Source organism: Streptomyces sp. AM25, assembly GCF_058146165.1.
The window spans coordinates 297,127-319,355 of sequence record NZ_JBKIWN010000001.1 but is presented as its reverse complement, the minus strand read 5'-3'; the positions used below and the strand labels follow the sequence as shown (position 1 = coordinate 319,355).

The following is a 22,229-nucleotide window of genomic DNA, read 5'->3' as shown; positions in this document are numbered from 1 at the left end:
GGGCCGATTCCGGCCAGGCCGTCCGGCTCCTCTGGATAAGGGGTGGAGCGGTGTCTGGAAGTACCGGTGAAGTATTCACCTGGAACCCGCGCCCGGGTGGCCTCGATCATGTGGGGATCGAGGACGACAGCCTGCGGGACGGGTTGCAGGGCGCCTTCGTGCGCCACCCCGGCCTCGACGAGAAGAAGGCGCTCCTGGAGTCCTCCGCGGCGATCGGGGTCGAGGCGGCCATGCTCGGCTTCCCCTCCAGCTCACCGGGTGCCCGCGCGGAGGCGGGGCACCTCGTCGAGCACCTCGACCGCTGCGGCATCCCGATGGTCCCGCGCTTCCTGGCGCTGGCGGACCCGGCGAGCATCGCTCCGATCGCCGAGCTCAACCGGGGCACCGACCGGGATGTGTGGGCCGACTTCTTCGTCGGCTGCAGCCCACTGCGACGACGGGTCGAGGGCTGGACCCTCGGCAGCGTTCTCGACCGCATCACGTCGGCCGGGGCGGCCGCTCGCGACGGAGACACGAGGTTCGGCGTCAGCCTCGAGGACGCCACGCGCACACCGCCCGAAGAACTCGAACAGATGGTCCATGCGGCGGTCGGTGTGGGGGCCGAGGTGCTCACCGTCTGCGACACGGTGGGAGAGTCGACACCCGAGGGCGCCGCACGCATCGTGCGAGCGGTACGCACGGCCGTCCAGCGCGCCGTGGCCGATCGCACACCGGCCCTCGACCGCGCCGGCGAGGTGCAGATCTGGTGGCACGGCCACGACGACCGCGGCCTCGCCCTGGCGAACGCCCTCGCCGCCGCCGAGGCCGGGGCGGATGCGATCAGCGGCGCGTTCCTCGGCCTGGGCGAGCGCGCGGGCAACACCCCCCTCGAACAGGTCGTGATGTACCTGTACCAGGCCGGGCACAAGGGCTACCGGCTGGACCGGATCCCCGGTCACTGCCGGCGGCTCGCGGAGGCGACGGGCACCCCTGTACGGCGGAACGCCCCCCTGATCGGCGATCAGGCCTTCGCCACGTGCACGGGGACACACGTCGCGGCCCTGGTCAAGGCCCGCCGATGGGGACGTGAGACGGAGGACCTGGTGTTCTCCGGCGTGCCCGCCGCCGTGCTCGGACGACAACAGTCGATCATGGTCGGCCCGGCGAGCGGACGGGCCGCCGCCCGCGAGGCCCTCGCCTCGATCGGAGCTCCGGCCGACAAGAAGAACGTCGACGCGGTGCTGGACCGGGCACGGTCGCGGGACCGATGGCTCGAACCGTCGGAGATCCGCGCACTGTTCGAGGCCGGAGGTGAACCGGCATGATCCCGCAGACCATGACCCACAAGATCCTCGCCCGGGCGGCGGGCCGGGACCACGTGGCCGCCGGGGAGATCGTCGAGGTCGGCATCGACATGGCCTTCACCCACGACCCGGTGTGCGAGGGCCTCCGCCACGAGTTCCACGACGCGTTCGGCCCGGACGCGACCGTGTGGGACCCCGACCGGATCGCCCTCTTCGAGGACCACCTCGTGCCGGCCAAGGACGCCGAGTCGCGGCGGCTGGCCGCGAGCATGGCACGGTTCGCCACCGAGCAGGGCATCACGCACTACTACCCGTACGGGGAGAACTACGGCATCTGCCACGTGATGATGTGCGACGAAGGGCTCGTCCAGCCCGGCACGGTGGTGCTCGGCACGGACTCCCACTCGGTGACCTACGGGGCGTTCAACGCCTTCGGCTCCGGCGTCGGCATGATCGACATGGTGAACGCCTTCTACACCGGCGACCTGTGGTTCCGCGTCCCCGAGACCATCGAGGTCCGGATCGAGGGCGAACTCGCCCCGGGCGTACTGGCGAAGGACGTGATCCTGACCCTGATCGGCGACCTCGGCATGGGGGGCGCCTCGGGCCGGTCGATCGAGTTCTGCGGCTCCACGGTCGACGCGATGTCCGTCGAGGAGCGCATGACGCTGTGCAACATGGTCGTGGAGGCCGGAGCGGTCAACGGGATCATGGCCCTGTCGCCCGCCGCCGCCGACTACCTGGCCGCACGGCCACGGACCGTCGACCACGAACCGGTGACCAGCGACCCCGGCGCCCCGGTCGAACGGCGCCTCGCCTACCGCGCCGAGAGCCTGCGCCCCGCCGTCGCCTACCCGCACCGGCCGGACAACGTACGCTCGATCGACGAGGCGATGGCCGACCGCATCCGGGTCGACCAGGTCTACATCGGATCCTGCACCGGCGCGAAGTACGACGACATCGAGGTGGCCGCCGCCGAACTGGCGGGCAAACACGTGGCACCCGGGGTCCGGCTCATGATCGTGCCCGCCACCATGGGGATCTACCGCCGGCTGATCCTCTCCGGCGTGACGGCGACGCTGCTCGAGGCCGGGGCCGTGATCGAGTCGCCCGGCTGCAAGGCCTGTTACGGCGCGCACGGCGGGGTCACCGGCGACGGCGAGGTCTGCCTGTCCACCACCAACCGCAACTTCCGCGGCCGCATGGGCAACCCCAAGTCGTTCGTCTACCTGGCCTCGCCCATCGTCGCCGCGCGGAGTGCGCTCGCCGGCCGGATCACGGAGTAGACCAGGATGGCGACCACAGCACCCACGGTACTCGTCCTCCCCGGCGAGGGGATCGGACCCGAAGTCGTACACGTCGCGCGCGACATCCTCGAACACGTCCTGGACCGGGCCGGACTGGACGCCACGATCAGCGAACACGCCGTCGGACGCCCGGCCTACGAGCGCACCGGACAGTGGCTGCCCGACCCGGTGCGCGACGCACTCGACGAGGCCGCGGCGACACCGCACGGCGCAGTCCTGTTCGGCGCGACGGCCGACGAACCGATCGGCGAACTCCGCAGCCGCTACGACCTGTTCGCCAACCTCCGCCCCGCCCGCCCGCTCCCGGCACTGCGCACCGTCTCGCCCCTCAGACCGGAGCGCCTCGAAGGCGTCGACCTGCTGATCGTGCGCGAACTCGTGTCGGACGTCTACTACGGGCGCCGCCGCACGGGGACCGACGCCGGACGACGCTGGGCCGGTCAGGAGATGTACTACCGCGAGGACGAGATCCGCCGCATCGTGCGCTGCGCCTTCCAGCACGCCGAATCCCGCCGCCGCCACCTCACCCTGGTGCACAAGGCGAACGCCATCCCCGACGTCTTCGGACTGTGGCTGGACATCCTCGCCGAAGAGCGCCCGGCCCACCCGCACGTCGAGGTCCAGGACATGTACGCCGACACCATGGCGATGGAACTCGTCCTGCGCCCGGCGGACTTCGACGTCATCGTCACCAGCAACCTGTTCGGCGACCTGCTCTCCGAGATCACCGGCGCAGTGCTGGGATCACTGGGACTCCTCCCCTCGGCGACCCTGAGCCCCACCGGATTCGCGCTCTACGAGCCGGTCGGCGGCACAGCCCCCGACATCGCCGGCACCGGGCGCGCCAACCCGCTCGGGACGATCGGCTCCGTGGAACTGATGCTGCGCCACACCTTCGACGCTCCACGCTGGGCCGACTTCCTGGCCGACGCCGTCGCCCGGGCCGTCGAGTCGTGGCGCACCCCCGACATCGCCGGCCCCGGGAACGGGCCGTGCACCACCGACGAGTTGGGCGCCGCGGTCCGCGACGCATTCGACGCCGTGGTGGCAGAGGAGGCAACGCGATGACCCCACCCACGTCCGGCGGGTCGCACCGACCCGCGGAGGACGCCCCGCAGGACTACGACGACGCGGTCCGCCAGGCCGACTACCGCGGGGTGTTCGGCCCGGAGACCTCGTTCCTCGGACTGCCGCGGTGCGAACAGAGCCCCGCCGGGTACGCGGGCGCCGACGTCGTGATCCTCGGAGCGCCCTTCGACGGAACCACGTCCCACCGGCCGGGAACGCGGTTCGGCCCCCAGGCCATCCGCCGGACCGACTACCTGCCCCACGTCCCGTACCGGCCCCACCTGGGCCTCGGGATCGACCCGTTCACCGAGCTCACCGTCGTGGACGCGGGAGACGTGCCCACCCCGCCGGGCGAGACCGAGCGGGCCCACCAACTCCTCGAACGCGCGGTGAGCGACGTCGTGGACGCGGAAGCCGTCCCCCTCACGCTGGGCGGAGACCACAGCGTCGCCTGGCCGACCATGCGGGGAATCGCCGGCCGGCGCGGTGCCGGGACGTTCTCGGTGATCCACTTCGACGCCCATGCCGACATCGGCGACACCAGCGACTTCGGATCGAAGTACGGCCACGGCACCGTCATGCGCCGGTTGCTGGAGTCCGGCACCGTACCGGGCGACCGCTTCGCCCAGATCGGACTGCGCGGGTACTGGCCCGGACCGCGCACCCTCGCATGGGCGGCCGAACTGGGCGTGCGGTCGGTCACGATGCACGAGCTGCGCTCGCGCGGCCTCGACGCCTGCCTGGACGAGGTCCTCGGCCGGCTCGGGCACGGACCCACATACCTGACGATCGACATCGACGTCGTCGACCCGGGCATGGCCCCGGGAACCGGCACGCCCGAACCGGGCGGGCTGACCAGCCGCGAACTCCTCGACGCGGCACGGACCTGCGCCCAGCGCACGGACCTCGTCGGCGCGGAGATCGTCGAACTCTCACCGCCCTACGACGGGCCGGGCGAGATCACGGCCTTCCTCGCGAACAGGGTCGTACTGGAAGTGCTGTCGGGGATGGCATGGAGGCGCCGCGCTGCGGCGCCGGCCGAGGACGGAGGGATGCCGTCGTGATTCTCAGCGGTCTCGCCTACGGAGTGGGCGACTTCGTGGACACCGACGTGATGAGTCCGGGCCGCTTCGAGCCCTACGAAGGACCGGAGCAGCTCGCCCGGATCGCACTCGTCGACTACCCGGCCGACACCCCGTTCGTCGACCCGCAGACCGGCCGTTCACCGTACACAGTGATCTTCGCCGGGACGGAGTTCGGCTGCGGCTCCAGCCGTGAGACCGCGCCCCAGGCGCTGTACCACGCCGGCGCCCGCGTAGTGGTCGCCAAGTCCTTCGGCAACATCTTCTTCCGCAACTGCGTCAACATGGGCCTGCTGTTCCCCGTCGCCCTCGACCACGGCTTCGACGAGTCGGTCACCGGCGAACCCGTCACCGTGGACCTCACCCGCCGGGTCGTCACCTGCGCGGACCGACAGCTGGAGTTCGCCGACCTCGGGCCCCTCCAGGGCATCGTCGACGTCGGCGGCCTGACCCCGTACACCCTCGGCCGCGTCCGGTCGGGCCGGCGAAGGGGCGGACGATGAGCGCGCCGCCGGATGCGCTCCAGCCCGTCTCGCTGCGCCCCGATGTCGTCGCCGAACCCCTCGTCGACCGCTGGTACGCCTGGTCCCATCTGCTCTCGCCCGCCACGGCGGCACGCAACATCGCCCGTCGCCACCTGCCGATCATGACCTCCTACCTGGCATCACCGGCGGTGCACCAGCAATCGGCCCGGACCCCGGCCCTGGCCGGAGGCCCCTTCATGGACCTCGGCGGGGACCGCTCGGCGGACGTCGGCGCCCTGATCCAGGCCACCCGGCGACGGGCGGCGCGGCTGCTCCAACTCGACGCCGCGGTGGACGTATTGCAGGACCTGCTCGCGAACGCAGCCCCCGGTGCGCCGCTCGAGCAGCTCTACCCCCTGGTGCCGGAGCCGCTGAAAGGATATGTGGAACTGGTCTACGACCTGCAGGACAACGCCTCGTTCCGGCTGATCGAGGCACTGCTGTACCGCAGCGAATACGCCGCGCCCGACGGCCAGTCCCTCGCACTGTCGCCCCTCCGGACCGACCGCCGCCCCTTCGTCCTTTCCACACCCCGTCTCGACGCCGACGACCGGACCGTGCTGCCCGTCGCCTTCCGCCACCCCGGCATCGACGTCATGTTCTCGACCATGCGCTCACCGAGGCCCCTCGGCGAGGTGGCCGAAGCCCTGGAGCTCACTCCCGACGCCGCGGCGACGCTCGCGCCGTACTTCACCGCGACGGAGCCCTCCACGACGACCGCGAGAAAAGAGCCGGCCGGGACACCTCGCATCCGCTACCTCGGACACGCCTGTGTCCTGGCCGAGAACGACCAGGGCTCGGTCCTGGTGGACCCACTGCTCCCGCCGGTGTTCCCGGGCGCCGGACCTCGCCTCGCCGACGGCGACCTCCCCGACCACATCGACCACGTCCTGATCACACATGCGCACCAGGACCACCTGGTGCTGGAGACGCTCCTGCGCCTGCGCACCCGGATCGGAACGATCGTCGTGCCCCGCTCGGACTCGGGCTCACTGCAGGATCCGTCACTGAGACTGGCACTGGAGGCCGCGGGATTCCCCCGGGTGACCGAGCTCGGTGAACTGCAGGAGATCGAGACCCCGGTGGGCCGGATCACGGCCGTGCCCTTCTTCGGCGAGCACGGCGACCTCGGCATCTCGGCGAAGTCGGCATGGAGGCTGGAGACGGACGGGAAGACCGTGCTCTTCGCCGCCGACACCTCCACCGTGGACCCCGAGGCATACGCACATGTGCGGCGCGCCATCGGCGAGGTCGACGTGCTCTTCCTGGGCATGGAGTGCGAAGGAGCCCCACTGACCTGGCTCTACGGACCCCTGTTCACCACCACGCCCGACCGCGAGATCGCCGCGCGCCGGCGCCTGAACGGCAACGACGACCTCGGCGCGGTGGCACTCGCCGAGGCCATGGGATGCAGCCGGGCCTACGTCTACGCCATGGGCCACGAACCGTGGGTGTGGTACCTGACGACGACGACCTACCACGAGACCGCCGTACCCGTGCTGGCCGCCGAGCGGTTCGTGACGGCCTGCCGCGCCCGGGGAATCGAGGCACGGCGCCTGCACGGTTCGTGCGACCTGCCCTGGTGAGAACGACCCTGCACCGCCGTGGAAACCGATCAGTGGAACGCACCCGCAGGAGGGAGTGGGCGTGACATCACTCGAGCCATCTCTGGTGGCCGAGCGGCTCATTCGCGGTCGGCGCGCGGTCCGCGCCTACCGGCCCGATCCCGTACCGGACGCAGTGCTCGTCGCGATATTCGACCTGGCGACCGCCGCCCCGTCGAACGGGAACACCCAGCCCTGGTCGGTCGACGTCGTCAGCGCCGGCACCCGTGAACGCCTCGGCGATGCACTGGTCCAGGCCGCCGAGGCGGGGAAACAGACCCCCGACTTCCCGGTGCACCGCTACACGGGCACCGCCGCGGAACGCTGCTCCGAAGCCGGAGCGATCACCCACGCAGCACTGGGGGTTGCACGCGACGACCGTGCCGGCCGACGCCGGGCGTTCCTCGCGGGACTGCGCTTCTACGGCGCGCCGCACGTCGCGCTGCTCTCCGTACCCCCCGACGCGGACGAGCGCATGGCGGCCGACCTCGGCATCTACGCGCAGACCCTCATGCTCGCCATGACGGCCCACGGCATCGCCAGCTGCCCGCAGGGCGTGCTCGGGCTCTACGCCGACGCGGTACGCTCCGTCCTCGGCCCGTCGACCGACAAGCTGCTGTTCGGAATCTCCTTCGGCTACCCGGAGCCGGGGGCCCTGGACGCCATACCGGCCGTCCCCCGCGCACCGCTGGCCGAGACCACGAGATTCCACAAGTGAGCGGGCCCGCCCTCGTCGATCAGCCGGATCACGGTCAGATCAGCGGGGTGACCTGCTCCTCGACGCCGAGGAGGGCCCGGCCGTACATCTCGGTCGTGACGGAGTGGTTGAGCATCGCATGCCGGCTCCCGGTCTCCTGATCCCGCCAGACGCGCTGCAACGGGTTCCCCTCGGCGAAGCTCTTCGCGCCTTCGATACTGAGCAGGATGTCGAGCGCTTCGCGTGAGCGGCGGGCGACGGTGGCGGTGTCCATACGCACCCGGGCCCGGTCGAGGAGGGGCATGCTCCGGCCGCTCGCCGCCCAGGTGTCGACGTCGTCCGCCGCGCGCATCAGGTGCAGGGCGGCGGTATCGATCAGCTGGGCGGCCTCGGCGAGTTGCATCTGCGTGGAGGGCGCCAGCTGTGCCTGCTCGTAGAAGGTGTGCGAAATGCCGCGCCCCTTCGCGAGCGAGGCCAGCACCAGCTCCATCCCGCCGCGGGCCAGGCCCAGCTGCGGGCCGACGAGGGACAGGGAGAGCGTCGGGACGAGCGCCGCGCGGTACAGGGCCTCGTCCTCGAACTCGGTCGGATACGCGCCCTGGAGCGCCTCGGTCACCGACAGGATGCGGTGCCGGGGGACGAACACGTCGTCGGCGACGACCGTGTTGCTCCCGGTACCGCATATCCCGGCCACGTGCCAGGTGTCCTCGATCCTCAGCCGGTCCATCGGGACCAGCGCCAGCCCTTGGGCCGGCCGCTCACCGGAATCGCCGGTGACCGCCATGCCCAGCAGCGCCCAGTCGGCGTGGAGACAGCCGGACACGAAGTCCCACCGTCCGCTGACGATTTGTCCCCCGTCGGCCGGCCTGCTCGTCCCGTGAGGAGGAAGGGCCGAACAGGCACGGGCACGGGGATTCGCCTGGTAGACCTCGCGCTGCGCGCGTTCCGGGTACAGGCCGATGAGCCAGCCGGAGATGTTGATCAAACTGGCGGTCCAGGCGGTGGATCCGCAGCCGCGGCCGAGTTCCGCACTCGCCTCGACGAGGGCGCGTATGCTCGCCTGCCGGCCACCGAGCCGCCGGGGAACGGTGATGTGCAACAGGCCGGCCTCGTCGAGCGCCGCGATGTTCTCCTCGGCAACCCTCCGGTCCTTCTCGGTACGCACGGCATTGGCCCGGAGCAACGGGACCAGGGCGGCGGCCCGTTCGGGCAAGGAGGCCGGATCGGCGTCCGTGGCGGGGTTCCTCGTGCTCGACGTCATGGGGACTCCAGGGCGGTGAGAGTGTCGGCGATCAGGGTGCGTATCCACCGGTGCGCGCCGTCCCGGTCGTGGCGGGCGTGCCATGCCAGGACGGCCGGAACGGCCGGGGCGGGTCCGGGCAGAGGATAGGTGCGCAGCGGTGGCGGGAGTGCGGGCCCGGCGCACAGCCGCGGGGCGACCGCGACCAGGTCATGGGCGGTCGACGTGGACTTACGGCTTTCCGGCCGGGTCGCGGTGGTGACCGGCACGAACGGCGCCGAGTACCTCGCCGGTCGTGGTGTTCTCGCCGATGCGCGGGAAGATCTTCTCGATGCTGTGGCGGTGTGCGGACTCGTCGAAGTCGGTCATGGCGTCGGTGACGAGGACCATGTTGTATCCGAGGTTCCAGCCGCTGCGTGCGGCGGACTCGACGCCGATGCTGGTCATCAGGCCGGTGACGTAGATCTGTGTGACAGCGTGCTGGCGCAGGTCGTAGTCGAGCGACGTGCCGATGAACGGATCCCACATCGGCTTGGTGATCACGAGGTCACCGGGTTCCGGGGCGAGTTCGGGCACGATGTCGTCGAAGTCGTCGGGTACGCCCGGCGACATGGTGTAGCCCCGGTCGATGCGGCCTCCAAGGTTTTCCCCCTTCTTCAGCCGCTTGATGCCGTGTGCGTTGGGCACCTTGGCGTATACGACAGGCCAGCCGCGGTCGCGGAACGCGGCGGCGGCTGGCCGTGCGGGCGATCACATCGGGGAGCGGGACGACGAGCTCGGTCGGCAGACCGCGCCCGAGCTCGTACTGGTTGAGCCGCTGCTGGTCGAACACGATGAGCGCGGCGACTTCGTCCACTGCGGTGAGCGGCATTCCATCCTCCTTGCGGAGAGGCCGAGTACCAGGAGGCGAGCGTAAAATTGCCAACCTGGATTGTCAATCCAATTTGGTGAACTTGGGTTGTCAACATGGGTTGTTGGATCGGTTTGTCGCCCTCTAGGCTCTGCTCATGGCCCGACGCGCGAACCCCGACGACATGGCCGATGCGCTCTATGACGGCGTCAGCCTGCTCGCTCGCCGCCTGCACCAGGCACCGGGCCCGGGCGAGCTCTCGCTGCCCGAACGCTCGGCAATGGGGCGGCTCGCACGGGGAGGTTCGAGCACCGCGGCGGATCTGGCGCGCTCCGAGCAGATCACCCCGCAGGCGATGGCGACGACACTCGGAGCGCTGGAGAGCCGGGGCCTCGTCGAGCGCCGGCCCGATCCCGACGACCGCAGGCGGATCACCGTTTCCCTGACCAAGGCCGGAGTCGAGGTCCTGCGGCGCAGGCGCTACGCCCGAGACCGGCAACTCTCCGAAGCCCTTGCCGAGCACTTCACGCCTGCAGAGAGGGACAAGCTGATCGAGGCGGCGCCGTTGCTCAAGCGCCTCGCCGAAACCCTCTGAGCCTGTGGCGTGACCTGAGAGTGTGGCGCCGACTCCCGCACGGCCACGGCCACGGCCTCTCAGTCGGGCTGAAGCCGAAGTGGGTGGAGAGGCGGACGAGCATTTCGATCTGGCGGTGGGTCTTGCCGCCGCTGAACACCAGGTCGGTCCCGAAGGCGAGCTTCCCCCGTACTTCCGGGCCCACAGGACGGACACCTGCCGCCTGCCAGCCGTGCACGGAGCCGTCCGCAAGGCCAAATGTCGGGTGTGTCAGAGCCGTCTCGTGGTGAACAGGGTGGTCCCGTGCACCGCGTCCACTTCCTTCCGCTCGGTCTCGGTGAACCCGACCTTGGCCAGCACACGGCGAGAAGCGGTGTTCCAGTCCCAGACCGTGGCCCACAGACGTTCGTACCCAGACGATCTCGCCCAGTCCAGAACCGCCAACGAGGCCTCGGTCGCGTATCCCTGACGCCAGACTCGACGCAGCAGCTCGAATGCCAGTTCCGGTTCCCCCGCCGGCCCTCGCCCGCTGTCGATCAGCCCGCAGTAGCCGATGACGTCACGAGAGGCCTTCCGCTCGACCGCCAGCAGCCCGGTCGACCACAGCCGGTTGGTGCGGATCGAATCCTCGAGCTCCGCGACCGTGGGGTGTCCGTCCGCGTCGATCCGGCGGTGCGGCGGCACGCGTGGATCACGTTCGGTCCACAGCTCGCGCTGGACGACAGCCTCGGCCACCCGCCAAGGTCTGAGCAGCAGGCGACTCGTCTCGAGCACGACCTCGCCGCCCGGCGCGCCGACTGTCATGACAGCAACGCTCCTCTCACGGGCGACCGTGCTGTCGTGCCACGGCAGCCCCGCAGTCCCGTTCCAGGTCACACGCGATGCAGCGGTCACATTGTGCCGCCCCCGGGCAGACGAACGCCTACCGTGCGATCCGCGGCTGCTGCTGCCACGTACCGGTCGCGGCCTCCAACGCGGCGGCCATCCGCAGCACCCCCAGGTCGTCCCCCTGCCGGCCGATGATCTGCAGGCCGGTGGGAAGTCCTTGGGGCGTGAAGCCGAAGGGCACCGAGATCGCCGGGAGACCGGCGAGCGTGACGCGTGAGCAGATCCGCATCCACTCCCGGTAGTAGGTCTGCTGCACCCCGGCAACCCACTTCGGCCAGTGCTCGTTCACGTCGAACGGCGGCAGTTGCGTGACCGGGGCGATCAGGAAGCGGAAGTCGTCGAAGAACGCGTGCATCCGGTCGTACACTTGTGAGCGCAGCAGTTCCGCTCCTCCCAGGTCGTCGACCGTGAGCTTGAGCCCCTGCTCGATCTCCCAGGCCGTCTCGTCTCCGATGTTCTCGGGCTGTTCCTTGCAGAACTGCCCGAACGCCTGCCGGTAGTGGGCGGCGCGCAGGATCGAGAAGGATTCGTCGGCGCCGGTGAAGTCCGGTTCGCGCTCCTCGACATGACAGCCCAGGTCCTCCAGGACCTGCATGGCCGGTGCGAGCGTGTCGGTGATCCGTGAGTCAACGGGCAGCCCGTCGAGCGTGGTGGACCAGGCGACCCGGGTCCCGGCCGGATCCCACTCCAGCGGCTGGGCGAAGTCGACGGCGGGTGCGTTGAGCGCGGCGCGGTCGTCGGGACGGGCGATGACCTGCATCTGCAGCGCGACGTCGCCGACCGTCCGCGCCATCGCGCCGTACGTCCCGAGCGTGAAGTGGGTCTGGGGCGACGGCCACAGCGGCACCCGGCCGATGGACGGCCGGAGCCCGACCACGTTGCAGAACGACGCCGGATTGCGCAGCGAGCCGGCCATGTCGGAGCCGTCCGCGATCGGCGCCATGCGACAGGCCAGCGCCACGGCCGCGCCGCCGCTGGAGCCCCCACAGGTCAGGCCGGTGTCGTACGGGTTCCTGGTGGCCCCGAACACCTGGTTGTAGGTCTGCGAACCCGTGCCGAACTCGGGGGTGTTGGTCTTGCCCATGCTCACCGCCCCGGCGTCGACCAGGCGCTGGACCACCAGCGTGTTGTGGACGGGCACGTCGTCCCGGAAGATCACCGAACCCTGTGTGGTGCGGATGCCTTTGGTCGCGGCGAGGTCCTTGTGCACGACCGGCAGACCGTGCAGGGGACCCAGCGGCACCCCGCGGGCGATCGACGCGTCCGCCCGCGCCGCCATCTCCTGCGCGTGCTCCGGCACGCGGGTCACCACGGCGTTGACCGCCGGATCCACCCGCTCGATCTGATCGAGGTGGGCTTCGAGAACCTCCCGCGCGGAGACCTGCCGGGTCACCATCAGCAGCACGAGTTCACGGGCCGTCCTGAAGACCAGGTCCTTGTCCGGCATGACGCTTCGCCCCTCTCGCTTGGTCAACTTCTCTGACGTCCACATCCCACCACCGTGCGGGTGCTCCGGGCGCCGGAAGCCGGTGGCCCGGCGCGAATTCGCCCATGTGAAGGGCGTGGCGTGCCGCGCGTTCAGGCACCTGCAGTGACAACGACAGCCGGGAGCATCTCCCGCTACGAGGGGCGGAGCCGGGCGAGGCCGGATTGTGCGGGGCGGCCTTTTCGTGCGCGAAGGGGCGGTGGAAGAGTCGCAGGCATCTGTGGATGTGGTTCGGCGATGTCCCCGAAAGAGGAGAAGACGAATGAGCCGCAAATCCCCGCTGCGGGTGCAGATCGTGTTGTTCGACGGGGCCGAGGACCAGGACTTCACCGGTCCGTTCGAGGTCTTCTCGGGGGTGAAGTACATACCAGGCCATGAGGACGCTGCCCACGTGACGTACGTGGTGCTGGACAAGGCCCGGACCGTCACGACCGCCTACGGCACGAAGATCGAAGTGGCATCGGTGTTCAAGCCGAAGGATGCCGACATCATCCTCGTGCCCGGCGGTGGTTGGCACCCCGGGATAACGGGTCCCGGGGTGACGGCCGAGATCGATCACAAGGTCATGCCGGACACCCTGAAGTCTGCCGCGCACCAGGGGGCCACGATCGCCTCCGTGTGCACCGGAGCCATGCTCCTGTCCGCGGCCGGGATCACCGAGAGGCGTCCCTGCACGACACACCACTCGGCCAAGAAAGCGCTGGCCGACGCCGGCGGTCTGGCGAAGGACGCCCGGGTCGTCGACGACGGCAAGCTGATCACGTCGGGCGGCGTCACCTCGGGAATCGACCTCGCCCTGTGGCTGGTACAGCGCGAGGTCGGCTCCGACGTGGCCGTGCAGCTGGAGACCCTGCTGGAGTACGAGCTGCGGGGCACGGTCTGGCGCCGAGCATGACGGACGCCCCGGGCGCGGGAGGAAGACCGCACGCCGACACCGCCTCCGGCCCGCGGGCCCGGCCGGCCACGGCGTGGGTCACCGCGTGAGGAACGGCTTCTCCCCGGCGATGTTCATGCGGTGCATGAGCCGCTCGTGCGGGAAGTAGTCGGCCACCGCGAGGTGCTGGGTGCAGCGGTTGTCCCAGACCACGAGATCGCCCGTGGCCCAACGGTGGCGGTAGATCAGCTCGTTGGTCTCGATGTGGTGGTAGAGGAACTCCAGGATCGCGCGGCTCTCGGTCTCCGTCAGCCCGTTGATCCGGGTCACGTACGGCGACGAGATGTAGAGGGCCCGCTTGCCGGTCTCCGGGTGGGTGCGCACCAGCGGGTGTTCCACCGGCTCGTGGTGGGCGAAGTGTTCGTCGGGGTCGATGCCCTGCTTCTTCAACGAGCGCTGCAGATTGGCGTAGTCGGCGCCGAACGCCTTGCGGGTGTCGTGCGTCGCCGTGAGCTGGAGCAGCATCTCCTGCATGGGCTGGGAGAGCGTGTCGAACGCCTTGTACATGCTGGAGTAGAGGGTGTCGCCCCCGATCCTGGGGGTGACCTTGGCGTAGAGGGCGGTGCCGAGCGGGGGTTCGGCCCAGCCGCTGTTGTCGGTGTGCCAGTAGTTGAGCCCCGGCGGCTTCTGCTCGTTGTTGTGGAGGACCATGCACTCGGGGTGGCCCTCCACCGTCATGAACGGCAGATGGGTGTGCTGGAGCAGGTCACCGAAGCGTCCCGCGAACTTCTTCTGCTGCTCGACGGTGAAGTCCTGGCCCGGGAAGACCAGGACGCAGTGCTCGTGGAAGGCGTCCCGGACCGTCTGCCACGCCTCGTCCGAGAGCTCCTGCGACAGGTCGAGGCCGAGCACCTTCGCCCCGAGGGCGGGGCTGACCGGTTCGATGGCGGGGGGTGCAGTGTTCATGTCTCTCCTTGTGCTGTTCAGGACGGCTGTCCCGCCGGGGCGGGCAGGAGGCCGGCGGCCGAGGCGAGTGTGTGCAGCAGCACTTCGCGGTCGATCACGCCGCCGCTGACGACGGCGCAGGGCCGGTGCCAGCCGTGGGCCGTGGCGTACTTCGTCGCTGCGGCGTAGGCCGCGGCACCTGCGCCCTCGCAGACGATCTTGTCGGTGAACGCCAGGCCGGCGAGCGCGTCGGCGATCTCCTGGGGCGTCATGCTGAAGACGCCGGCCAGCTTGTCCTTGACCCGGTGGAATTGTGCGGGTATGACGAAGGCGGCGCCGATGCCGTCCACGAACGACGCCTCGTACGGCACGTCCGTGGGCCGGCCGGCCCGCAGCGACGCGGTCAGGGGAGCGCCCGTGCTGACCTCCACCGCGTAGACCCGGATGTCGCGGCCTGCCGCCCGGAAGAACGAGGCCAGGCTGTAGGCGAGGTTCCCGCCGCCGTAGGGCACGAGCACGGCGTCGACGTCCGGGAGGTCGTCGAGGATCTCGGCCCCCATGGTGGCGGCGCCGAGCGAGCAGTAGGGGTCGCTCTCCGACGAGACGAAGTACCCGGGCAGCTCGGCGCAGACGGAGGTGACCATGGTCCGGCGCCAGGCGTCGTAGGGGGCCCGGACGATCCGCGCCATGGGGTTGAAGCGGGTGATCCGCTCCAGCTTGGCCGGGCGGATGGTCTCCGGCACCACGACCGAGTAGGCGAGGTCGAGTTCGGCGGTGGCGTGGGCGAGGCCCTGGGCGAAATTGCCCGAACTGCACGTCACCACGCCGTGGTCCTCGATGCGCCGCCACACGTCGGGCCGGAAGGCGCGGTAGGCGAGGAGGGCGCTCAACGCCCCCCGGATCTTGAAGGAGTCGGTGGTCTGGAGGTTCTCGCACTTGAGGTAGAGGTCGGCGGGGCCCTCCGCCTTCGACCGCAGCAGCGGGGTGTGCCGGATGTACGGACGGATCAGCCCGTGCACCCGTGCCACGTTGGCGGGGGTGATCCCGGGAGCGCCGTCGTCCAGGGTGGTGTCGGCCGGCTCGGTCACACCAGCTCCGCAACCGGGTAGCGGAACTCCTCGACCAGGCCGAGTCGTTCGACGATGATCAGGCTCGGCTGCTTGCTCTCGTAGCAGGTGGCGACGGTGCGCAGGCCGCGTTCCGCGCCCCAGCGGCTGACCTCGGCCACCATGGCCAGGGGGAGTCCCCGGCGGCGGTGTTCCGGCCGGGTGAAGACGCCCAGCTCGATGAGGTTCCCGCCGACCACCCCGTGGGCGTCGGCCGCGACCCGGCCGTCCTTGCGCAGGCAGAAGCCCACGTGGTGCGCGACGTGGTCGGCGCCATGGCCGAAGATGCTTCTGGCCATGGGCGATTCGAGGCTGTCGAAGGTCTCGGCGTCGATGCGCCCCAGCTCGAACCCGGTGGGGCACTCCACGATCGGCGGGCGCCACTCTCCGTCCGGCTGGCCGAATTGGATCCGTCGTGCGGGGCTGAAGCCCGCCTTTTCCGCCAGTTCACCGAGTCCCGGCTCGTCGGGGTGGACGAGCTGGACGGGGCCCTGCCCCGGGCTGTGCCCCGTCAGGAGGGCACGGGCCTCCTCGAAGAACTCGAAGTCCAGCGATCCCGCCGCGAAGCAGAGCGGGGAGCCCGTGGCGACGAGACAGGCCACCGGTGTGCCCTGTTCGACACGCGCCCATGCGCGCCCGGGTATTCGCTCGTGCAGGACCGCATGCACGAAGGCCGAGTTGGGGTACGAGGGCCCGAACAGCGGCTCGAGCCTTGCGTAGTCCTCGGCCGTCAACTTGTCCAGCACCGTGCGGTCCGCCTTTCTCGCGCTGTCTGACGCAGATCCGAATGGCCGGGAATTATGTACGAAGTACGTCGATTTATGGCGGAAAGCGGTAGGCCTCCGACGCAGGGATTCAGCGTGGGGCATGGTCACGCGGTAACAACAGCACGGAATCAGCCATGATCGGGACGTGATCACCGGCGGCAGACGGCGAGTCCGGCGAGCGGAGTGAAGGCCCCCGCGTATTACCCCGCCTTGCATGTCGCTTGACGTTCCGCTCGCGTCCCGTGCCCGTGGGATGCAACCCCCGGCGGCAACACTGCCCGTCATGCGGCAGCCGTTCACCGTCGCTGCGTGTACCCGCGCATCCTCCGATGGGGACGTCCTTCCGCAGGCGTCGACGCGCCGCGGACAGCGGTGTGACGAAGGGCCGTCCGTGCCAACCGCGCCATCCGCAAAGGAGCTTGCCCCATGCCCACATCCTCGGCGGTACCGACCCCCGGTACGGACAGGACGGCCCAGTGGGTCCGGTCCGACCGCGACCGGCTCGTTCACCCCAATCTCCCGAGCAGCCGCACGGACCGCACCGTCATTGTCGAGGGCCGTGGGTGCTACGTCCGCGACAGTGAGGGAAACCAGTACCTGGACGCCACGGCCGTGCTCGGCATGGTGCAGGTGGGGCACGGGCGGGGCGAGATCGTGCAAGCGGCCGCCGCTCAGATGGGCACACTGGAGTGTTTCCATCTCTGGGAGACCATGAGCAACGACAAGGCCATCGAGCTGGCCGTACGGCTGGCCGATCTCGCACCCGCCGGTCTGGACCGGGTGTTCTTCACCAGCGGGGGAGCGGAGGGCAACGAGATCGCCCTGCGCATGGCCCGGTTCTTCCACTACCGGAGGCAACAGCCCGAGCGGACGTGGATCCTGTCGCGCAAGACGGCCTATCACGGCATCGCGTACGGAGCCGGAAGCGTCTCGGGGCTGCCCGTGTACCACGAGGGCTTCGGCCCCCAACTTCCGCACGTACACCACCTCACGGCTCCCGACCCGTATCAGACCGCCGCGTACGGCGGCGAGGACGTCACCGAGTTCTGCCTGCGCGAGCTGCGGGAGAGCATCGAACGGATAGGGCCGGACCGGATCGCGGCGATGATCGGTGAGCCGGTCATGAGCGTCGGGGGAGCGGTCGTCCCGCCGCCGGACTACTGGCCCCGGGTCGCCGAACTGCTGCGCTCCCACGGCATCCTGCTGATATTCGACGAGGTGGTCACCGCCTACGGACGGACCGGGCACTGGTTCGCCGCCGAACACTTCGGGGTGCGGCCGGACCTACTGGTCACGGCGAAGGGCATCACCTCCGGGTACGTGCCGCACGGTGCGGTGCTCGTCACCGAGGAGGTCGCGGCCGCAGTGACCGCCTCCACCGGCTTCCCCATCGGGTTCACCTACACCGGGCATCCCACCGCCTGCGCAGTCGCGCTGGCCAACCTGGACCTCATCGAGCGGGAGAAACTGCTCGACAACGCGACGGCGATGGGCGGCTACCTGGCGGACCGGCTGGCGGCGCTCCGCGACCTGCCCGTCGTGGGCGATGTACGACAGATCGGCCTGATGATGGGCATCGAACTCGTCGCGGACAAGACGGCACGGACCCAACTGCCCAGCGGGACGGCCCCGGTGGCCCAGGCACTGCGGGAGGACGCCGGCATCATCCTGCGCGGCAACCCGCGGTCCCTCCTGATCAACCCCCCTCTGGTGCTGGACCGCACAGCGGCGGACGAACTGGCCGACGGACTGTACTCGGTCCTCGCCCGCGTCGAGCCCGACGGCCGGGTCCGGTCCCAGGGGTGAAGCCCGAAGCGGCCGGCCTCTGAAGCGGCCGAGACTCCACGCGGCCGACGCCGTCGTATCCACCGCCCGCAGATCGAAGGAACCTCATGGCGCTCTTGGACCTCACCCCGGACCAACTCCTCACCACCACCCGCTCCGTGCGCAAACGGCTCGACCTGGCGCGGCCGGTGCCGCTGGAACTGGTCAAGGAATGCATCCGGATCGCCTTGCAGGCCCCCTCGGGAAGCAACCGGCAGACCTGGCACTGGATGGTCGTGACGGACGAGGCACAGCGGGCCGATATCGGCCGCTACTACCAGCGTGCGGTCCAGACGTATCTGTCGTCGGAAGGGACCTGCGGATCGCTGTTTCCCGAGGACCCGGTACGCCACGCCGTGCAGCAGCGCGTGGGCGACAGCGTCGCCTACTTGGGCGACCACTTGGGTGAGGTGCCCGTACTCGTGATCCCCTGTCTCGACGCGAACGAGGCTCCCGAGTACAACGAGGCGGGCAAGTGGGGGTCGATCATCCAGGCCGCGTGGAGCTACATGCTCGCCGCCCGGGCGCGTCGGCTGGGCACCGCCTGGACCACCTTGCACCTGATGTACGAGAAGGAGATCGCAGGACTCCTCGGCCTGCCGGACGGTGTCGTCCAGGCGGCGCTGATCCCGACGGCGTACTCGCTCGGTACGCGGTTCAAGCCCGCCGCGCGCCAGCCGCTGGAGCAGGTGCTCCACCTCGACACCTGGTGAGGGGCAGCCGCATGAAGGAGAACGACGGCACACCGCTGCCGACACGCAAACTCGGTGAACTGGGCCTCCCCGCCCAGGGATTGGGCTGTCTGAGCATGACGTCGTTCTACGCACTCGCCGACCCCGCAGAGGCCCGTGCCACCGTGCACCGGGCGATCGACCGGGGCGTCACACTGCTGGACACGGCGGACGTCCAGGGGCTGGGCGAAGGGGAGCGCCTGCTCGGCAAGGCCGTCGCGGGTCGGCGTGACCGCGTGCTGATCTCCACGAAGGTCGGCCTGGAACGCGACCGGGACGGGGAGTTTCTGGGCGTACGGGGTGACCGGGCCTACATCCGGCAGCGCTGCCACGATTCGCTGCGCCGCCTCGGCGTCGATCACCTCGACTTCTATGTGAAGCACTGGGCGGCTCCCGGCGAACGGATCGAGGAGGCGTTCGGCGCCCTGGCGGAACTCGTCGCCGAGGGCAAGGTGCGCCATCTGTGCCTGTCGGAGGTTTCCGCCGACACCATCCGGCGCGCCCACGCCGTGCACCCCGTCACTGCGGTCCAGAGCGAGTGGTCGCTGTGGAGCCGGGGCATCGAGGCGGAAGTGGTGCCGGTCTGCCGGGAGTTGGGCATCGGCATCATCGCGTCGTCCCCGCTGGGAAGGGGCTTCCTGGCCGGGCGGATCGGCTCGGCCGTCGACCTCGGCCCTGCGCAGGACTTCCGACACGGGCTGCCGCGCTTCAGCGCAGCCAACCTCGCACGCAACCAGGCTGTCCTGGAGGCCCTGAGGCCCCTGGCCGCGAGCCGTGACCTGACGGTCGCCCAGCTCGCCCTGGCCTGGCTCCACCAGCAGGGCGACGACGTCGTGCCCATCCCGGGCACTGCCCGCCGCGACCACCTGGAGGAGAACCTGGGAGCTGCGCTCGTCGAACTGAGCCCCGACGAGCAGCAGGCCGTGGCGGCCGCGGTGCCCTCCGCGGCCGTCCACGGCGATCGGTACCCGCCCTTCCTGATGCGGCTCGTCGACAACTGAGCCGCCGCCCGGCACGAGGCAGCCTCGGCCCCAAGCGCTCCGCTGGAAGTGCAGTTCGACGGCCGCGGGCCGTCCGTGGCCGGTCGCGCCCACGCGGCGGAGCCGCATATCGAATGCAGCCCCGCGCCCCTACGGGGCGTGGTACCGCACCGGACTTCGGCAAGCCCGTTTAGCAGTAGGGACGAGAGAGCGTGAGATTCCTGCAACGCGACTACGACACCTGTGAAGAGCTCCTGCCCGGACTGGTCGGCCGTCTGTCCGGCGTGCCGTTCGACCGGTTGGAGTCCCGGGAGAGCCCCGCCATCGCGCTCTTCCGGGAATGCAACGGCACCAATCTCCTCGTCCCCCGTGATCACGGGGGGATCGGAGCCTCCGCGCTCGAAGCGGTCAGGGCGATCCGCGCGCTGGCGTCGCTCGCGCCGTCCATGGCGGTGGCGACCGCCATGCACCACTTCTCGGTCGGCATGCTCTTCTCCGTGGCCCCGCTCTGCGAGAGCGGGGCCTCCCTCCGCACCTCCGTGCTCGACGTGGTCGCGAAGAACCGGTCGCTCATCGCGTCGGGCTACGCGGAAGGGCGTTCCGGGCACGGCATCCTCAGCCCGACCGTCGAGGCCCGTGAGACGACCGGCGGCTACCTCGTCAGCGGCTCCAAGAAGCCCTGCAGCCTTTCGCGTTCGATGGACCTCCTCACCGCGAGCGTCGCGTTGCGCGGGCACGACGGCGAGACCGCGATGGGTCTGCTGGTACTCCCCGCCGATACGCCGGGCATCTCCGTCCACGACTTCTGGTCGACGTTTCCGCTGGTCGCCGCCGAGAGCCACGAGGTGCGCCTCACCGACGTGTTCGCTGAAGAGGAGCACATTCTGCGTGCGCCGGCCAATGCCTCCGAGAAGCTGGACGCGCTCAACGAAGCCGGTGTGATCTGGTTCCAGATGATCGTCGCCGCCACGTACACCGGGGTGGCCAGCGCGCTTGTCGATCTCGTCCTGCGCAATAAGCGAGGATCGGCCGAAGAACGCGCCGGGCTGTGCCTCCTCATCGAATCCGCGGCGTCTCTGGTGGAGGGCGTCGCCCGCAGGATCATGGACGACGACCTCGGCAACGACTGCGCGGCGGCCTCCCTGTTCATCCGCTTCTCGGCGCAGCCCATCGTCACCAGGGCCGTCGCCCAGGCGGTGGAGATGCTGGGCGGGATGGCCTTCATCACCTCGCCGAAGATCGCCTACCTGGCTTCCGCCGCGCAGGCCGTCGTCTTCCACCCTCCGTCCCGCATGAGCATGAGCGAAGCGGTCGTCGACTACTACACCGGGAAGCCACTGCTCTTCTCCTAGCAGGCCACCGCGCCGCGCCCAGGAGAAGACCACGTACACAGAGGGAGAGGTGGGCAATGGCGGGGATCGTCGATTTCGACATCGTGTTGCCGTCGGCCCGGATCACCGTCAAGGAGATGGCCGCGAAGTCCGGCCTGTCGGAGGAGGACATCCGCGCCGTCACCACGTGCGACAGCATTCCGGTGCTCGCAGCGGGCGAGCGGGAGTGGGAACTGGCCCTGCGCGCCGCCCGGACGGTGCTGGGACGAACCGGTGCCCCGCCGTCCGCCATCCGCACGGTGATCTACGCCGGCTCGGGCCATTGGGAGACCCCGTTCTGGTCACCGGCGGCCCGGGTGGCCCGTGAACTCGGGATCGAGGGCGCGTTCTGCTTCGAGCTGGCGAACTACTGCAACGCCGTGACGGCCGCGGTGCAGTACGCCTGTGCCACGATCGCGTCGAGCCACGACGCGTACGCGCTCGTCCTGATCGGCGACCGGACCAGCACGCTGCTGGACTACGGCGAACCCGCGGCCAAGGAGCTGTTCAACAACGGGGACGCGGGCGGAGCGATCCTCCTGTCGGCGTCCGCCCCGCTGGCCGAGGTGCTCGGCTCGCGCATGGTCACCGAACCGAGTTGGTGCGACTACTACACCGGAGTCCACGAGGGCGACAAGGTGGTCGTGCGGCGCCATGGCTACCGCGACGGTCTCGGCGATGCCTACATGCAGCACTTCGGCGAGCTCACCGCCGACGTACTCGACGCGCTCGACAGGAAGATCACCGATGTCGACCACATGCTGGTCACCCACGGCAACCGGCACATCCACGAAGGCCTGTTGCGGCAGCTGGGCCTGCCCGCGAGCAAGAGCGTGTTCCTGTACGACCGGCAGGGCCACCTGGGCAACGCGGACACCCTCATCGCGATGCGGGACCTGATCAACCGCGACAGCCTCAAGCACGGCGACCTGGTTCTGCACGCCACCAGTGCCCTGGGCTTCAGCTGGGGGGTCATGGCCATGGAGTACCGCGGCTGATCGCGGGGCATGGGTGTGGGGGCCGCCGACG

General features: G+C 70.1%; 21 protein-coding genes and 1 pseudogene. 14 read left to right on the top strand and 8 right to left on the bottom strand.

The window, feature by feature from the left end:
• The first annotated feature begins 50 nt into the window (after nt 1-50).
• The 7 genes from ACLHRZ_RS01195 (at nt 51) to ACLHRZ_RS01165 (ending at nt 7,586) form a co-directional block, all read left to right on the top strand.
• Nucleotides 51-1,304, top strand: a complete 1,254-nt coding sequence (locus ACLHRZ_RS01195) for a hydroxymethylglutaryl-CoA lyase-like TIM-barrel protein (RefSeq protein WP_490416267.1) — start codon at nt 51-53, stop codon at nt 1,302-1,304.
• Nucleotides 1,301-2,569, top strand: a complete 1,269-nt coding sequence (locus ACLHRZ_RS01190; protein WP_490416266.1) for a 3-isopropylmalate dehydratase large subunit — start codon at nt 1,301-1,303, stop codon at nt 2,567-2,569. The genes ACLHRZ_RS01195 and ACLHRZ_RS01190 overlap by 4 nt, the downstream gene beginning before the upstream one ends.
• 6 nt (nt 2,570-2,575) lie before the next feature.
• On the top strand, nt 2,576-3,658 hold the full coding sequence (locus ACLHRZ_RS01185) for an isocitrate/isopropylmalate dehydrogenase family protein (RefSeq protein ID WP_490416265.1): 1,083 nt from the start codon (nt 2,576-2,578) through the stop codon (nt 3,656-3,658).
• Nucleotides 3,655-4,722 (top strand): agmatinase, encoded by a 1,068-nt coding sequence (speB, locus tag ACLHRZ_RS01180; protein ID WP_490416264.1) that lies wholly within the window; start codon nt 3,655-3,657, stop codon nt 4,720-4,722. The genes ACLHRZ_RS01185 and speB overlap by 4 nt, the downstream gene beginning before the upstream one ends.
• The gene (locus ACLHRZ_RS01175) at nt 4,719-5,243 is read left to right on the top strand and encodes a 3-isopropylmalate dehydratase small subunit (RefSeq protein ID WP_490416263.1); all 525 of its coding nucleotides are present in this window, start codon (nt 4,719-4,721) and stop codon (nt 5,241-5,243) included. The genes speB and ACLHRZ_RS01175 overlap by 4 nt, the downstream gene beginning before the upstream one ends.
• Nucleotides 5,240-6,850, top strand: a complete 1,611-nt coding sequence (locus tag ACLHRZ_RS01170; RefSeq protein ID WP_490416262.1) for an MBL fold metallo-hydrolase — start codon at nt 5,240-5,242, stop codon at nt 6,848-6,850. Before ACLHRZ_RS01175 ends, ACLHRZ_RS01170 begins: the two co-directional genes overlap by 4 nt.
• A 61-nt stretch (nt 6,851-6,911) precedes the next feature.
• Nucleotides 6,912-7,586: a nitroreductase gene (locus ACLHRZ_RS01165; RefSeq protein WP_490416261.1), complete on the top strand. Its 675-nt coding sequence runs from the start codon at nt 6,912-6,914 to the stop codon at nt 7,584-7,586.
• A gap of 34 nt (nt 7,587-7,620) precedes the next feature.
• Here the strand turns inward: ACLHRZ_RS01165 and ACLHRZ_RS01160 are convergent, their stop codons facing one another.
• The 3 genes and pseudogenes from ACLHRZ_RS01160 to ACLHRZ_RS01150 all read right to left on the bottom strand — a co-directional run.
• Nucleotides 7,621-8,826 (bottom strand): acyl-CoA dehydrogenase family protein, encoded by a 1,206-nt coding sequence (locus tag ACLHRZ_RS01160; protein ID WP_490416260.1) that lies wholly within the window; start codon nt 8,824-8,826, stop codon nt 7,621-7,623.
• Nucleotides 8,823-9,074, bottom strand: a complete 252-nt coding sequence (locus ACLHRZ_RS01155) for a hypothetical protein (protein ID WP_490416259.1) — start codon at nt 9,072-9,074, stop codon at nt 8,823-8,825. Before ACLHRZ_RS01155 ends, ACLHRZ_RS01160 begins: the two co-directional genes overlap by 4 nt.
• A pseudogene (locus ACLHRZ_RS01150) lies at nt 9,037-9,537 on the bottom strand (cysteine hydrolase family protein); the annotation flags it as partial. The pseudogene ACLHRZ_RS01150 and the gene ACLHRZ_RS01155, both read right to left, overlap by 38 nt.
• 275 nt (nt 9,538-9,812) lie before the next feature.
• Between ACLHRZ_RS01150 and ACLHRZ_RS01145 the strand changes: the two are divergent.
• Entirely contained in the window at nt 9,813-10,250 is a 438-nt protein-coding gene (locus ACLHRZ_RS01145) for a MarR family winged helix-turn-helix transcriptional regulator (RefSeq protein ID WP_490416258.1), read from the top strand.
• A gap of 249 nt (nt 10,251-10,499) precedes the next feature.
• On the opposite strand, the gene ACLHRZ_RS01140 is transcribed toward ACLHRZ_RS01145, so the two are convergent.
• Together ACLHRZ_RS01140 and ACLHRZ_RS01135 are read right to left on the bottom strand one after the other, a co-directional pair.
• Nucleotides 10,500-11,033, bottom strand: a complete 534-nt coding sequence (locus ACLHRZ_RS01140; protein WP_490416257.1) for a GNAT family N-acetyltransferase — start codon at nt 11,031-11,033, stop codon at nt 10,500-10,502.
• Nucleotides 11,034-11,151: 118 nt separating this feature from the next.
• Nucleotides 11,152-12,564 (bottom strand): amidase, encoded by a 1,413-nt coding sequence (locus ACLHRZ_RS01135; protein WP_490416256.1) that lies wholly within the window; start codon nt 12,562-12,564, stop codon nt 11,152-11,154.
• A 301-nt stretch (nt 12,565-12,865) separates the two neighbouring features.
• On the opposite strand from ACLHRZ_RS01135, the gene ACLHRZ_RS01130 reads away from it, so the two are divergent.
• Nucleotides 12,866-13,498, top strand: a complete 633-nt coding sequence (locus tag ACLHRZ_RS01130; RefSeq protein ID WP_490416255.1) for a DJ-1/PfpI family protein — start codon at nt 12,866-12,868, stop codon at nt 13,496-13,498.
• Nucleotides 13,499-13,576: 78 nt separating this feature from the next.
• Here ACLHRZ_RS01130 and ACLHRZ_RS01125 read toward each other — a convergent pair whose 3' ends face one another.
• Genes ACLHRZ_RS01125 through ACLHRZ_RS01115 form a run of 3 tightly spaced genes read right to left on the bottom strand, consistent with a single transcriptional unit; the run spans nt 13,577 to nt 16,274 of the window.
• Nucleotides 13,577-14,443 carry a TauD/TfdA dioxygenase family protein gene (locus tag ACLHRZ_RS01125; protein WP_490416254.1) on the bottom strand — a complete coding sequence of 289 codons (867 nt, stop codon included), beginning with the start codon at nt 14,441-14,443 and terminating at the stop codon, nt 13,577-13,579.
• Between the two features lie 17 nt (nt 14,444-14,460).
• Nucleotides 14,461-15,510 carry a threonine ammonia-lyase gene (locus ACLHRZ_RS01120; RefSeq protein WP_490416253.1) on the bottom strand — a complete coding sequence of 350 codons (1,050 nt, stop codon included), beginning with the start codon at nt 15,508-15,510 and terminating at the stop codon, nt 14,461-14,463.
• The gene (locus ACLHRZ_RS01115) at nt 15,507-16,274 is read right to left on the bottom strand and encodes a GNAT family N-acetyltransferase (RefSeq protein WP_490416252.1); all 768 of its coding nucleotides are present in this window, start codon (nt 16,272-16,274) and stop codon (nt 15,507-15,509) included. The genes ACLHRZ_RS01120 and ACLHRZ_RS01115 overlap by 4 nt, the downstream gene beginning before the upstream one ends.
• Nucleotides 16,275-16,721: 447 nt before the next feature.
• Here ACLHRZ_RS01115 and ACLHRZ_RS01110 point away from each other — a divergent pair, with 447 nt between their 5' ends.
• The 5 genes from ACLHRZ_RS01110 (at nt 16,722) to ACLHRZ_RS01090 (ending at nt 22,198) form a co-directional block, all read left to right on the top strand.
• Nucleotides 16,722-18,101 (top strand): aminotransferase family protein, encoded by a 1,380-nt coding sequence (locus ACLHRZ_RS01110; RefSeq protein ID WP_490416251.1) that lies wholly within the window; start codon nt 16,722-16,724, stop codon nt 18,099-18,101.
• An 86-nt stretch (nt 18,102-18,187) separates the two neighbouring features.
• Complete coding sequence (locus ACLHRZ_RS01105) at nt 18,188-18,832, top strand: nitroreductase family protein (RefSeq protein WP_490416250.1); 645 nt, start codon at nt 18,188-18,190, stop codon at nt 18,830-18,832.
• An 11-nt stretch (nt 18,833-18,843) separates the two neighbouring features.
• Nucleotides 18,844-19,851, top strand: a complete 1,008-nt coding sequence (locus ACLHRZ_RS01100; RefSeq protein ID WP_490416249.1) for an aldo/keto reductase — start codon at nt 18,844-18,846, stop codon at nt 19,849-19,851.
• Between the two features lie 191 nt (nt 19,852-20,042).
• A complete protein-coding gene (locus ACLHRZ_RS01095; protein WP_490416248.1) occupies nt 20,043-21,182 on the top strand; it encodes an acyl-CoA dehydrogenase in 1,140 nt (379 codons plus the stop codon).
• 56 nt (nt 21,183-21,238) lie between these two features.
• Nucleotides 21,239-22,198, top strand: a complete 960-nt coding sequence (locus tag ACLHRZ_RS01090; protein ID WP_490416247.1) for a 3-oxoacyl-ACP synthase III family protein — start codon at nt 21,239-21,241, stop codon at nt 22,196-22,198.
• Nucleotides 22,199-22,229 lie beyond the last annotated feature (31 nt).

Bases quoted from the DNA above. Each gene is read 5' to 3' on its own strand.
- ACLHRZ_RS01140 (WP_490416257.1), bottom strand. From the start codon at position 11,033: ATGACAGTCGGCGCGCCGGGCGGCGAGGTCGTGCTCGAGACGAGTCGC.
- ACLHRZ_RS01110 (WP_490416251.1), top strand. From the start codon at position 16,722: ATGCCCACATCCTCGGCGGTACCGACCCCCGGTACGGACAGGACGGCC.
- ACLHRZ_RS01185 (WP_490416265.1), top strand. From the start codon at position 2,576: ATGGCGACCACAGCACCCACGGTACTCGTCCTCCCCGGCGAGGGGATC.
- ACLHRZ_RS01090 (WP_490416247.1), top strand. From the start codon at position 21,239: ATGGCGGGGATCGTCGATTTCGACATCGTGTTGCCGTCGGCCCGGATC.
- ACLHRZ_RS01160 (WP_490416260.1), bottom strand. From the start codon at position 8,826: ATGACGTCGAGCACGAGGAACCCCGCCACGGACGCCGATCCGGCCTCC.
- ACLHRZ_RS01130 (WP_490416255.1), top strand. From the start codon at position 12,866: ATGAGCCGCAAATCCCCGCTGCGGGTGCAGATCGTGTTGTTCGACGGG.
- speB (WP_490416264.1), top strand. From the start codon at position 3,655: ATGACCCCACCCACGTCCGGCGGGTCGCACCGACCCGCGGAGGACGCC.
- ACLHRZ_RS01105 (WP_490416250.1), top strand. From the start codon at position 18,188: ATGGCGCTCTTGGACCTCACCCCGGACCAACTCCTCACCACCACCCGC.
- ACLHRZ_RS01100 (WP_490416249.1), top strand. From the start codon at position 18,844: ATGAAGGAGAACGACGGCACACCGCTGCCGACACGCAAACTCGGTGAA.
- ACLHRZ_RS01170 (WP_490416262.1), top strand. From the start codon at position 5,240: ATGAGCGCGCCGCCGGATGCGCTCCAGCCCGTCTCGCTGCGCCCCGAT.
- ACLHRZ_RS01190 (WP_490416266.1), top strand. From the start codon at position 1,301: ATGATCCCGCAGACCATGACCCACAAGATCCTCGCCCGGGCGGCGGGC.
- ACLHRZ_RS01125 (WP_490416254.1), bottom strand. From the start codon at position 14,443: ATGAACACTGCACCCCCCGCCATCGAACCGGTCAGCCCCGCCCTCGGG.
- ACLHRZ_RS01135 (WP_490416256.1), bottom strand. From the start codon at position 12,564: ATGCCGGACAAGGACCTGGTCTTCAGGACGGCCCGTGAACTCGTGCTG.
- ACLHRZ_RS01145 (WP_490416258.1), top strand. From the start codon at position 9,813: ATGGCCCGACGCGCGAACCCCGACGACATGGCCGATGCGCTCTATGAC.